This window comes from Burkholderia sp. HMSC10F09 (assembly GCF_001806955.1).
GTDB classification, from domain to species: Bacteria; Pseudomonadota; Gammaproteobacteria; order Burkholderiales; family Burkholderiaceae; genus Burkholderia; species Burkholderia multivorans.
Genome location: NZ_KV786532.1, coordinates 23,883 through 35,614, shown reverse-complemented (window position 1 = coordinate 35,614; position 11,732 = coordinate 23,883). Strand labels below are relative to the sequence as shown.

The window sequence follows — 11,732 nt, the reverse complement described above, 5'->3', positions numbered from 1 at the left end:
CGACCCGGCGACCGCGACCAGCGCACCCGCCGCAACGACCGCTAAGGCCGCGCGTCGGCCCGCTGCGCCGGTTCGCGCGCCCCGGCCGAAGGCGGCCATCCGCCGGCGAGTGCCTTGTACAGCGCGACCGTCGACGCGACACTGCGCATTCGTCCGTCGGCCGCCGCATCCTGCGCCTGCAGCAGCGTGCGCTGCGCATCGAGCACTTCGTAGTAGTCGATCGCACCGGCCGAAAACCGCGTCTGCGCGAGCTGCGCGGCGCGCGCGCTGTCGGCGGCCGCGCGCGTCAAATGCGCGGTCTCGTCGCGCGTGCGCGCAACGCGCAGCAGCGCGTTCTCGGTCTCCTCGAGCGCGCCGAGCACGGTTTGCCGGTATTGCGCGAGCTGTCCCGCCGCTTCGGCGTCGCTTGCAGCGATGCGCGCGCGCACGCGGCCGACGTCCAGAAACGACCAGTCGATGCCGAGTGCGATCAGGTTCGTGTCGCTGCCCGCACGGAAAAATCCGTAGCTGCTCGTCGCGCTGCCGAGCAGGCCCGACAGCGTGAAGCGCGGAAACAGATCGGCCGTCTCGACGCCGATCCGCGCAGTCGCCGCGTGCAGCCGCGCCTCGGCCGCCGCGACGTCGGGACGCCGGCGCAGCAGGTCGCCCGGCGTGCCGGGATCGACGTCGGCGGCAAGCGCCGGCAACGGCGCGCCGGCCGGCGCGTCGAATCGACCGATCAGCGCATCGGGCCGCTGTCCGGTCAGCACCGCGAGCCGATGCTCGTCGACGCCGATCGCCGCTTCATAGACGGCGATCCGCGAGGTCGTCGCCTCGTACTGCGCGCGTGCGCGCGCAGCGTCGAGGTCGGAGCCGCGTCCTGCGCGCACGCGCGCGTCGATCAATGCGAGCGTCTGTCTCTGGTTGTCCGCGTTGTCACGCGCGATCCGCAGCCGTTCCTGCGAGCCGCGCAAGTCGACGTACGTGGCCGCGACCTCGGCCGCGATCGCAACCCGCACGGCCCGCACGTCGGCCGCGCTCGCGATCGTTTCGGCGCGCTGCGATTCGATCGAACGGCGCACGCGGCCGAACAGATCGAGCTCCCAGCCGGCGTTGATGCCGACGCTGGAAATCGGCGTGTCGCGCTCGCTGCGCGGCGCGCCGAACGCCTGATCCTTGCTCGTCAGCTGATGGCCGATCCGGCCGCTCGCGGTGACCGTCGGATAGCGATCGAAGCGCGCCTGCGACAGCAGCGCGTTCGATGCGTCGTAGCGCGACACCGCCAGTGCCAGATCCTGATTCGCGGCAAGCGCGGCATCGATCAGCGCACTCAACGCCGGATCGCCGAAGCCGCGCCAGAATGCGGCGTCGGCATCGGCCGACGCGTCGGGCGGCGAGCCGCCCTGCGTCGCCGGATGCGCGTCGCGCGCGAAGCGTGCGGCCGTGACCGTATCGGGCCGTACAAAGTCCGGGCCGACCGCACACGCCGACAGCATCGCGGCCAGCGCGAGCGCTGAAAATCGGAATGCGGCGCTCATCGGTTCTCTCCTTCCAGCGTGCCGTGCTGTTCGTGCCACACGGTCGGCGTACGGCCGGCGAGCTTGCGGATCGTCACGTAGAACACCGGCGTCAGGAACAGCCCGAACAGCGTGACGCCGAGCATCCCCGCGAACACGGTCACGCCGGTGGCCGCGCGCACCTCGCTGCCGGCACCGCTGCCGATCAGCAGCGGCACCGAACCGGCGATGAATGCAACCGAGGTCATCACGATGGGACGCAGACGCAGCCGGCACGCTTCGAGCGCCGCGTCGATCGTGCGCTTGCCCTGGATCTCGAGCTCGCGCGCGAATTCGACGATCAGGATCGCGTTCTTGCACGCAAGTCCCATCAGCACGACGAGACCGACCTGCACGAATACGTTGTTGTCGCCGCCGGACAGCCACACGCCGAACAGCGCCGCGCACATACAAACGGGCACGATGAGGATCACCGCGAGCGGCAGCGTCCAGCTCTCGTACAGCGACGCGAGCACGAGGAACACGAGCATCACCGCGAGCGGAAACACGACGATCGCTGCATTGCTCTGCGTGACCTGCTGATAGCTGAGGTCGGTCCATTCGAGCGTGATGCCCGGCGGCAGCACGTCCTTCGCGATCTGTTCGAGCTTCGCGATCGCCTGCGACGACGACATCGTCTTCGGATCGGTGTCGCCGATCAGGTCGGCGGCGGGATAGCCGTTGTAGCGTACGACCGGGTCCGGCCCGTACGCGGGCACGACCGTCACCATCGAGCCGATCGGCACCATCTCGCCCTTCGCGTTGCGCGTGCGCAGGTTCGCGATGTCGGCGGCCGTCTGCCGGTGGCCGGCATCGGCCTGCGCCATCACGCGATACACGCGGCCGAACGCGTTGAAGTCGTTCACGTACATCGAGCCGAGATAGACCTGCAGCGTGCTGAACAGATCGGTCAGCGCGACGCCCTGCGCCTTCGCCTTCAGCCGGTCGACCTTCACTTCGAGTTGCGGAATGTTCGCCTGGTACGAGCTGACCGGATAGGTCATCCCCGGCGTCTTCGCGACCGCGGCCTGGAACGCGACGAGCGCGTTCTGCAATGCGCCGTAGCCGAGCCCCGCGCGATCTTCCAGATACAGCGCATAGCCGGAACCGTTGCCGAGCCCCTGAATCGGCGGCGGCATCAGCGCATACGTGATGCCGCCGCCGATCGTCGCGAACCGCGCGTTCAGCTCCGCATTGATCTGCGCGGCGCTGCGGCGCCGCTGATCGAACGGCTTCAGGATCACGTACGCGTTCGTGACGTTCGGCGTGTTGACACCCTGCAGCGCGTTGAGCCCGGCAAATGCCGGTACCATTTCGACGCCGTCGGTCTGCAACGCGAGCTTCGTCATCTGCTCGGTGATCGCGCTCGTGCGCGCGAGCGATGCGCCCTCCGGCAGCTTCGCGCCCGCGAACAGGTACAGCTTGTCCTGCACGGGGATAAAGCCGCCCGGCACCGCGTGCAGCAGCAGCGCGGTCGCCGCAAGCAGCGCCGCGTAGACGGCGAACACCGCGCCGCGCCGCTTCAGCGCGCGAGCGACGACGCCGTGATAGCGATCGGAACTGCGCTCGAAGAAGCGGTTGAACGGACGAAACAGCCAGCCGAAGCCGCGGTCGAGCGCGCGCGTCAACGCATCCTTCGGCGCGCCGTGCGGATGCAGCAGCTTCGCCGCGAGCGCCGGCGACAGCGTCAGCGAGTTGATCGCCGATATCACGGTCGAAATCGCGATCGTCACGGCGAACTGCTTGTAGAACTGGCCGGTCACGCCCGACAGGAACGCCATCGGCACGAATACCGCGCACAGCACGAGCGCGATCGCGACGATCGGCCCGGAGACCTCGCGCATCGCCTGATGCGCGGCGTCGCGCGGGCTCAGCCCCTGCGCGATGTTGCGCTCGACGTTCTCGACGACGACGATCGCATCGTCGACGACGATCCCGATCGCAAGCACGAGCCCGAACAGCGTCAGCGTGTTGATCGAATAGCCGAGCAGATAGAGCCACGCGAACGTGCCGACCACCGACACCGGCACCGCGACGAGCGGAATGATCGACGCACGCCAGGTCTGCAGAAACAGGATCACGACGAACACGACGAGCACGACCGCCTCGATCAGCGTGTGCTGCACCGCGCGGATCGATTCGCGCACGAACACGGTCGGATCCCACACGGGCCGGTATGCGACGCCGGGCGGGAAGCGCTTCGACAGCTCGTCGAGCTTCGCATACACGGCCTTCGCGACGTCGAGCGCGTTCGCGCCCGGCGACAGGAAGATGCCGACCACCGCCGAATGCTTGTCGTTGAAATACGAGCGCAGCGTGTAGTCGCCGGCGCCGAGCTCGATGCGCGCGACGTCGGACAGCTTCACGACCTGCCCGTCGTCGCCCGTGCGCAGCACGATGTCGCCGAACTCCTGCTCGGTGCGCAGACGGCCGCGCACGTTGATCGACACGAGGAAATCGTGCGCCTTCGGCGTCGGCTCCGCACCGAGCTGGCCGGCCGACACCTGCACGTTCTGCTCGCGCACGGCCGCGATCACGTCGCTCGCAGTCAGCCCGCGCGAGGCGAGGCGGTTCGGATCGAGCCAGAGCCGCATCGCGTAATCGCCGGAGCCGTACACGCCGACGTCGCCGATACCGGTGAGCCGCGACAGCTCGTCCTTCACGTGCAGCGTCAGATAGTTGCGCAGATACAGCGAATCGCGGCTGTTGTCCGGCGAATAGAGGCTCACGTACATCAGCGGCGTCGGCGACTGCTTCTGCGTGGTCACGCCGTACTGCCGCACCTCGTCGGGCAGACGCGAAAGCGCCTGGCTCACGCGGTTCTGCACGCGCACGGCCGCCGTGTCGGGATCGACGCCCGGCAGGAACGTGACGACGACCTGCAGGCTGCCGTCCGACCCGGCAACCGACTTCATGTACATGATCCCTTCGACGCCGTTGATCGCTTCCTCGAGCGGCTCGGCCACCGATTCGGCGATCTCCTTCGGGTTCGCGCCCGGATAGGTCGCGCGCACCACGACGCTCGGCGGCACGACTTCCGGATACTCGCCGGCCGGCAGCATCGGGATCGCGATCAGACCGAGCGCGAAGATCACGATCGACAGCACGACCGCGAAGATCGGGCGGTCGATGAAGAAACGGGAGAAATCCATCGCATGCCTCCCGTTATTGCGCGGCCGGCCCGCCGGCATCGGCGACGGCCTGCGCGCCGCCGCCCGGTTCCGCATCGGCGCGCGCCGGTTGCGGCTTCGGCTTGACCTGCGCGCCCGGATAGTAGATGCGCTGCACGCCGTCGACGACGACGCGATCGCCGGCGTTCAGCCCCTTCTCGACGATCCGCTGGCCATCGAGATCGCGGCCGATCGTCACGTCGCGGCGCAGCGCCTTGTCGCCGGGGCCGATCACGTAGACGTACTTGCGGTCCTGATCGGTCAGCACGGCCTTGTCGTCGACGAGCAGTGCGCTCCGCTCACGCCCGCTGACGAGCTGCACGCGTGCGTACAGCCCCGGCGTGAAGGTGTGGTCTGCATTCGGGAGCCGCACGCGAGCGCGGATCGTGCCGGTTTGCGGGTCGAGCCGGTTGTCGAGGAAGTCGACCGTGCCCGCGTGCGGGAAGCCCATTTCGTTCGCGAGGCCGACACGCACGGGATCGGCGCCGATCGCACGATGCGCCGGATCCGCGCGCTGTGCGTTGTAGCGCAGATAGCTCTGTTCGTCGCAGTCGAAGTACACGTAGACGGGATCCTGCGATACGACGGTCGTGAGCAGCGTGTCGTCCGCACGCGCGAGATTGCCGGCCGTCGCGAGCGCACGGCCGACGCGGCCCGAGATCGGTGCGCGCACTTCGGTGAAGCCGAGGTTCAGCTTCGCGTCGGCGACGGCCGCATCGGCCGCCTGCAAATCGGCGCGCGCCTGCTCGGCCGCCGTACGCGCATTGTCGAGTTCTTCCTGCGACGTCGCATGCGCGTCGATCAGCGTCTGCACACGCTGCAGCTGCACGCGCGCGAGGTGCTCGGCGGCACGCGCGCGCTGCTGCTGCGCGATCGCGCGATCGAGCGCGATCCGGTAAGGACGCGGGTCGATCTCGAACAGCACCGCGCCCTGCGCGACGAGATCGCCTTCCTTGTATCGGATCCGTTGCAGATAGCCGCTCACGCGCGGCCGCAATTCGACCGCATCGACGGCTTCGACGCGGCCGTTGAATTCATCCGCGATCCTCACGGTACGCGGCACGACGGTCGCAACCCCGACCTCGGGCAACGGCGCGCTCGGGGCGCCGCCCTGGCCGTCGTGACAGCCGGACAGCGCCAGCAGCAGGACACAGGCCGCGCCCAACGGCGAGGTCCTGCGGAAAGAGAGGAAGAGCATGTTGCCTCGCGACGGGTTAAACTGCCGCGTAGCTTAAAAGTTCAAGTTAACTTCAAGTCAAGCTTTCCCGGAGGGCATCATGGGTATCCAGGAAGTCCCGCAATGGCCGCTGATGTCGATCCGCGAAGTCGCCGCGCGCAGCGGCGTGCCGGCTTCGACGCTGCGCTTCTATGAAGCGCGCGGACTCATCAAGTCGCACCGGAACGGGTCGAGCCACCGTCACTATTCGCGCGCCGTGCTGCGGCTGATCGCATTCATCGTGTTCGCGCAGAAGATCGGCTATACGCTCGACGAAATCGCCGAGCAGCTCGTGAGCCTGCCGGAAGATACCGCGCCGACGAACAAGGACTGGCAGCGGCTGTCGCGCGGCTGGAAGCAGCGCGTCGCAAGCCGCATCGAAGAATTGCAGCGGCTTTACATCAATCTCGACGAATGCATCGGCTGCGGCTGCCTGTCGCTGAAGCGCTGCAAGCTGACCAATCCCGAGGACCGCGCGGGCCGCAACGGGCCCGGCGCGCGGCGCTGGCTCGGCGATCCGCCGCCTGCCGATACGGAATGAAATGCGTGATGCGGATCACGGCAGGCGCCGGCCGGCATGTCACCCGACCCGCCAGCCCCCGTTCACCGCAATCGTCGCGCCCGTGACGAACGCCGCGCGAGGGCTCGCGAGCCAGGCGACCGCATCCGCGATATCGGCAGGATGCCCGGCGCGGCCGACCGGCGTCTGCTCACGGATGGTCGCTGCGATGTCCGACGCGACGCCGCCGTCGCCGAAAAAGCGCGTATCCGCGATATAGCCCGGCGCGACCGTATTGACCGTGACGCCGCGCGGCCCCAGTTCGCGCGCGAGCGCGACGGTGAACCCTTCGACGCCCGCCTTCGCCGCCGCGTACGCGAGGCCGCCCGGCAGCAGGCTTCCCGCGCGCGCAGCGATCGAGCCGACGTTGACGATGCGCGCGTCGTGCGCGGCCAGATGCGGCAGCACGGCCAGCGTCGTGACGAACGCGCTCTTCAGGTTCGCTTCGATTACCGCATCCCATGCCGCCTCGGCATCGTCGGGCGGCGTATCGGCGCTGACTCGCCGCGTCAGGCCCGCGTTGTTGACCAGCACGTCGATGCGCGGCCAGCGCGCGACGATTGCGGCGACGGCCGCTTCCGCGTCGCGCCGCACGCTGAGGTCCGCCGCGTGCCCGAGTGCCGCGTCGCCGAGTTGCGCGACCGACGCTGCCAGCCGCTGCGCGTCGCGCGCCACGATCGCGACGCGATAACCGTCGTCGATCAAGCGCCTCGCGATCGCGAAACCGATCCCGCTCGACCCGCCCGTCACCAGCGCCGTGCGCTGCGGTTCAATACCTGTCATGACCTGCCCTCCCGAATGTCGACAATGAATGACACCGGAAGTCTGGCCGACACCGCGCGATAGATAAAATACGAATTCGATGATCAACTGATACATGGAAGGTATCGCATGATCGATCTGCGCCAGTTCCGGCAATTCATCGCCGTCGCCGAGACGCTCAGCTTCCGGCGCGCCGCCGAGCGCCTGCACATGGCACAGCCGCCGCTCAGCGCAGCGATCCGCAAACTCGAGGACGAACTCGGCGTCATGCTCCTCGCCCGCGACAATCGCGGCACGGCGCTCACGCCGGCCGGCGACGCGTTCCTGCTCGAAGCGCGGCGCGCGCTGGAGCAGGCCGAGCGCGCGATGATCGCAGCCCGCCGTGCCGGTGCGGGCCTCGGCGGCACGCTGCGGTTGCGGTTCGTCGACAGCACCGTCAATGCACTGCTGCCCCCGATTCTGCGCGCGTTCCAGGAGCGGCATCCGCACGTCGATTTCCAGCTCGAGGAAGACACGACCGCCGAGCAGGTGCTGGCGCTGCGTCAGGACCGCACCGATGCCGGGCTTGTCGTGTTGCCCGTGCCGGATGCCGGCGACGTTCAGATCGAGCCGCTCTTGCGCGACCGCATGGTTGCCGCGCTGCCAGATGGACACCGGCTGGCGCGCCGCCGGCGCATCGCGCTCGCGGAACTGGCGGATGAACCGTGGGTGCTGTTTGCCGCGCATCACGGCCCAGGCATGCATGCGCGGATCGTCAGCGCGTGCGCGCAGGCCGGCTTCACGCCGCGCGTCGTGCAGCAGCCGCGTCAGATGCAGACGACGGCCGGGCTCGTCGCCGGCGGTATCGGTGTTGCGCTGATGCCGCGCCTGTTCGTGCCGGTGCAGCCGCCCGGCATTACGTTTTGCGAATTGAAGGGCGCCGGCTGCCCGCTCCCGTACGAACTGGCGCTCGCCTATCGCACGTCGTCGCCGCTCGTCGATGCCTTGCGCGACACGGCGCGGCACGCGGTGCGCGGGCTGGGGCTTATCGCGGCGACGTGAGCGCGCGCGTGGCGCGCGTGACGCGCGTGACGCTCAATCGCCGAGCAGATTCAGCGCGACTTCGAGCACGGTCCGTTTGAACTCGGCCTGTCGCGTCGGCAGCGCCGTGTACTCGAGCATCATGTGGCTGTACGAAACGGTCATGCCGATCGCGCTTGCGACCATGAAGAACAGCACGTTCGGATCGGTCCGGCGGATCGCGCCGGCCTGCATCGCCTCGTCGAGCAACGGCACCATCGCGTCGTGATACGGGCGCACCAGCCGCTCCTGCAGCCGGTCGAGCCGCGCGCCCTCTTCGGTCGCCGCCGTTGAAAAAAACATGCCCATGTCGGGCTCGTCGAACTCGTGATCGACGCATAGCTCGATCGCACGCCGCACGCGCTCGCGATGCGGCAGCGACGACGTGCGCAGTGCGCGCAGCGCATCGAACATCGGTTCGGCCAGTTCGACGATCTGTTCGACGACGGCCAGCCAAAGCGTTTCCTTCGAGCCGAAATGATGGGCGATCAGCGCCGCGTCGACGCCGAGTTCGCGTGCGACTTCGCGCACGCTCGTCGCGTCGTAGCCGCGCTTCGCGAACGTGCGGCGCGCACTGCGCAAGATCACATCCGGCCCGACGGTCTCGCCCGCCGACGGCCGCCCGCGCGTGCGCCGCTTCGATGGCGCGCGCTCAGTAACTTCAACCACGTGTTGCTGCTCCTGTCGAGTGGTTCGATCGCCGGTGTTCAGCCCCCGTTTCATGCGATCAGAAAAACGGGGCCCGCTCGACTCCGTTGACACCCGGAGCCGGAAAGCGCTAGGATCATACATTATTCATCACGTGATGATTTATTCATGACAACCCCTACTCGCATCGTGATCGTCGGCGGCGGGATCGCCGGATTGCAGCTTGCCACGCGTCTGGGCGAACGGCTCGGCAAGACCGGCCGCGCGCAGGTCACCGTCGTCGACCGCAGTCCGACCCACGTGTGGAAGCCGATGCTGCACACGATCGCGGCCGGCACGCGCGACGTGCAGCAACAGCAGGTGATCTTCGTCGCGCATGCGTGCGAGCACGGTTACACGTATCAGCCCGGCGAGCTTCAAGGGCTCGACCGCACGCGTCGGCGCGTGCGGCTCGGCGAGATCCGTTCGCAGGACGGCGCACTGGTGCTCGAGGCGCGCGAACTCGAATACAACGTGCTGATCCTCGCGCTCGGCAGCCAGGCCAACGACTTCGGCGTGCCGGGCGTGCGCGAGCACTGTTACTTCATCGACAGCCAGCGTCAGGCCGAGGCTTTCAACGAGGCGCTGCGAATGCGCGTGTTTCGCAGCGTGGCGCGCGACGAAGCGCTGCGCGTCGCGATCGTCGGCGCGGGCGCGACCGGCGTCGAGCTCGCGGCGGAACTGAGCCGGCTGCTGGAAGTCGCGCAGGCATACGGCGATGCGACGGTACGCGAGCGGCTGCAGCTCACGCTGCTCGAAAGCGGCCCGCGCATCCTCGCCGCGTTTCCGCCGAAGATTTCCGCGTCGGCGCAGCGGCAGCTCGAACGGATCGGCTTCCGGGTGCTGACGTCGACGCGCGTCACGTCAGCCGCTCCGAACGGCTTCCACTACGGCGACGATTCGTTTGCCGAAGCGGACCTGATGGTGTGGGCGGCCGGCGTGAAAGCGCCCGAGTTCATGCAGGCGCTCGGCGGTCTGGACACGAACCGCGCGAACCAGATCGTCGTCGGCCCGACGCTGCAGGCGACGGCGGACGAGCACGTGTTCGCGATCGGCGATTGCGCGAGCCTGCTGCCCGACGGCCAGGAGCGGCCGCTGCCGCCGACGGCACAGGTCGCGACGCAACAGGCCGAACATCTGGCGAAGCACCTGCCGGCATGGCTCGACGGCAAGCCGATGCCGGCTTTCGCGTTCCACGACTTCGGTGCGCTCGTATCGCTGAGCGACTACGACGCGTTCGGCACGCTCGGGCAGTTCGGGTTCTTTCGCGGCGGCTTCATTCGCGGGCGGTTCGCACAGCTCAGCCACCTGATGCTGTACCGGCGGCACCAGCAGGCGCTGCACGGGTTCCGCAAGGCCACGATGCTGTGGATCGCCGAACGCATCAACGGCTGCGTGCAGCCGCGCATCCGCCTGTCCTGATGCGGCGCGCGCCCGGCATCGCGTAGTGTTTCGAGGAAGACAGACATGGACAACAGTGCAGCATCCTGGATCAGAACCGTCGCCGAGATCGGCAGCTTCGACACGCCGCCCGCGTCCTGGCAGGCGCCGCGGCGACGCACGGTGACGCGCGACCGGCTGCCGCCGTGGGAGCCGGCAAGCCGGCCGACGATCAGCGTACTCGAGCGGCCGACGCCGGACACCGCGATGATTTCGTGGCGAGATGCGTGTACCGGGCATTATGGGTATCAGAAGTGGCGGTTGTTTACGACGCGGCGGCGGGGCGTCTGTGCGCTGTCGGGGCAGCCGATCGAGATCGGCGATAGCGTTTATGCACCGCAACTGCTTGGATCGACGCCGGGGAATGCGGCTGCGATGGTGCTGGCGACGTGTATCGATGCGGCTCGCACCGCCGAGGCGGCGTGAAGGCTTGAAGGCCTGATTGTCCGCGATCGGGCGGCTCTGACGCGATCCGCGAGACGGCCAGTTCCTCGCGGCGCGCTTCGGCTTGCAGCATCAGCTCGCCATCGTATTCGCGGCCACCGTGCCGGCGATCGAGTTACCCCACCGCGTATCGGATGAACGATGGGCCGCATATTGCGGCCCTTCATACTTACCGCAACCAATCGATAACGAGCGCCAGCAGTTCATTGAGATTACCAGGACCGTCGTACCCGACGAATTCTGAACCGCCCCGGATTGGGTGGAGGCTCCAACTCTTGAGAGAATCGAGCCATGAGCAAGCCGAGCAAGTTTTCCCCCGAAGTTCGAGGGCGAGCGGTCCGCATGGTGCGGGAGCATCGCGGCGAGTATCCGTCACTGTGGTCGGCGCTCCAATCCATCGCGCCGAAGATCGGCTGTACGAGCCAAGCCCTGCTGGGCTGGGTCAAGCGTGACGAGATTGATAGCGGCGAGCGCGGCGGCGTGACCACATCGGAACGCGAACGTCTCAAGGCGCTGGAGCGCGAAGTCAAGGAACTGCGCCGCGCCAATGAAATCCTGAAACTGGCGAGTGCGTTTTTCGCCCAGGCGGAGCTCGACCGCCGTACCAAGTCCTGAAGGCCTTCAGCGATCAGCATCGCGACACCTTCGGGATCGAGCCGATCTGCAAGGTCTTGCGGATTGCCCCGTCGGGTTACCGGCGCCATGCTGCGCAACTTCGCGATCCGTCGCGGCGCTGCGCCCGTGCCATTCGGGATGAGCGTCTGCGGCCCGAAATCAAGCGTGTCTGGCAGACCAACATGCAGGTCTATAGGATTTTCCGGATGTCAGGTGCGAAGGCGTAGAACGGAATCACCTGATCC

The 11,732-nt window shown here is 67.9% G+C and carries 9 protein-coding genes, 1 pseudogene and 1 other annotated feature; of the genes and pseudogenes, 5 read left to right on the top strand and 5 right to left on the bottom strand.

Going from position 1 to position 11,732, the window contains the following annotated elements; translation table 11 throughout:
- Positions 1-41: 41 nt before the first annotated feature.
- The 3 genes from HMPREF3115_RS02820 to HMPREF3115_RS02810 are packed head-to-tail and all read right to left on the bottom strand — an operon-like array spanning position 42 to position 5,903.
- Complete coding sequence (locus tag HMPREF3115_RS02820) at positions 42-1,517, bottom strand: efflux transporter outer membrane subunit (RefSeq protein WP_070553375.1); 1,476 nt, start codon at positions 1,515-1,517, stop codon at positions 42-44.
- Positions 1,514-4,687, bottom strand: coding sequence for an efflux RND transporter permease subunit (locus HMPREF3115_RS02815; protein WP_070553376.1), 3,174 nt, complete (start codon positions 4,685-4,687; stop codon positions 1,514-1,516). The genes HMPREF3115_RS02820 and HMPREF3115_RS02815 overlap by 4 nt, the downstream gene beginning before the upstream one ends.
- 13 nt (positions 4,688-4,700) lie before the next feature.
- Positions 4,701-5,903, bottom strand: a complete 1,203-nt coding sequence (locus HMPREF3115_RS02810) for an efflux RND transporter periplasmic adaptor subunit (RefSeq protein WP_070553374.1) — start codon at positions 5,901-5,903, stop codon at positions 4,701-4,703.
- 79 nt (positions 5,904-5,982) lie between these two features.
- Between HMPREF3115_RS02810 and soxR the strand changes: the two genes are divergently transcribed.
- On the top strand, positions 5,983-6,462 hold the full coding sequence (soxR, locus tag HMPREF3115_RS02805) for a redox-sensitive transcriptional activator SoxR (RefSeq protein WP_053298398.1): 480 nt from the start codon (positions 5,983-5,985) through the stop codon (positions 6,460-6,462).
- A gap of 39 nt (positions 6,463-6,501) precedes the next feature.
- Here soxR and HMPREF3115_RS02800 read toward each other — a convergent pair whose 3' ends face one another.
- Positions 6,502-7,263 (bottom strand): SDR family NAD(P)-dependent oxidoreductase, encoded by a 762-nt coding sequence (locus tag HMPREF3115_RS02800; RefSeq protein WP_035946568.1) that lies wholly within the window; start codon positions 7,261-7,263, stop codon positions 6,502-6,504.
- A 108-nt stretch (positions 7,264-7,371) separates the two neighbouring features.
- Between HMPREF3115_RS02800 and HMPREF3115_RS02795 the strand changes: the two genes are divergently transcribed.
- The gene (locus tag HMPREF3115_RS02795) at positions 7,372-8,283 is read left to right on the top strand and encodes a LysR family transcriptional regulator (RefSeq protein WP_070553373.1); all 912 of its coding nucleotides are present in this window, start codon (positions 7,372-7,374) and stop codon (positions 8,281-8,283) included.
- Between the two features lie 33 nt (positions 8,284-8,316).
- Here the strand turns inward: HMPREF3115_RS02795 and HMPREF3115_RS02790 are convergent, their stop codons facing one another.
- Positions 8,317-8,970: a TetR/AcrR family transcriptional regulator gene (locus HMPREF3115_RS02790; RefSeq protein ID WP_070553372.1), complete on the bottom strand. Its 654-nt coding sequence runs from the start codon at positions 8,968-8,970 to the stop codon at positions 8,317-8,319.
- A gap of 147 nt (positions 8,971-9,117) precedes the next feature.
- Here HMPREF3115_RS02790 and HMPREF3115_RS02785 point away from each other — a divergent pair, with 147 nt between their 5' ends.
- From HMPREF3115_RS02785 to HMPREF3115_RS30615, 3 genes and pseudogenes are all read left to right on the top strand, one after another.
- The gene (locus HMPREF3115_RS02785; RefSeq protein WP_070553371.1) at positions 9,118-10,410 is read left to right on the top strand and encodes an NAD(P)/FAD-dependent oxidoreductase; all 1,293 of its coding nucleotides are present in this window, start codon (positions 9,118-9,120) and stop codon (positions 10,408-10,410) included.
- A gap of 45 nt (positions 10,411-10,455) precedes the next feature.
- Complete coding sequence (locus HMPREF3115_RS02780) at positions 10,456-10,854, top strand: DUF3331 domain-containing protein (protein ID WP_069220992.1); 399 nt, start codon at positions 10,456-10,458, stop codon at positions 10,852-10,854.
- Positions 10,855-11,163: 309 nt separating this feature from the next.
- Positions 11,164-11,681, top strand: a pseudogene (locus tag HMPREF3115_RS30615) (transposase); the annotation flags it as partial.
- Positions 11,442-11,558: a sequence feature (AL1L pseudoknot), on the top strand. Its footprint overlaps the pseudogene before it by 117 nt.
- Positions 11,682-11,732: the final 51 nt, after the last annotated feature.

Bases quoted from the DNA above. Each gene is read 5' to 3' on its own strand.
- HMPREF3115_RS02820 (WP_070553375.1), bottom strand. From the start codon at position 1,517: ATGAGCGCCGCATTCCGATTTTCAGCGCTCGCGCTGGCCGCGATGCTG.
- HMPREF3115_RS02815 (WP_070553376.1), bottom strand. From the start codon at position 4,687: ATGGATTTCTCCCGTTTCTTCATCGACCGCCCGATCTTCGCGGTCGTG.
- HMPREF3115_RS02810 (WP_070553374.1), bottom strand. From the start codon at position 5,903: ATGCTCTTCCTCTCTTTCCGCAGGACCTCGCCGTTGGGCGCGGCCTGT.
- soxR (WP_053298398.1), top strand. From the start codon at position 5,983: ATGGGTATCCAGGAAGTCCCGCAATGGCCGCTGATGTCGATCCGCGAA.
- HMPREF3115_RS02800 (WP_035946568.1), bottom strand. From the start codon at position 7,263: ATGACAGGTATTGAACCGCAGCGCACGGCGCTGGTGACGGGCGGGTCG.
- HMPREF3115_RS02795 (WP_070553373.1), top strand. From the start codon at position 7,372: ATGATCGATCTGCGCCAGTTCCGGCAATTCATCGCCGTCGCCGAGACG.
- HMPREF3115_RS02785 (WP_070553371.1), top strand. From the start codon at position 9,118: ATGACAACCCCTACTCGCATCGTGATCGTCGGCGGCGGGATCGCCGGA.
- HMPREF3115_RS02780 (WP_069220992.1), top strand. From the start codon at position 10,456: ATGGACAACAGTGCAGCATCCTGGATCAGAACCGTCGCCGAGATCGGC.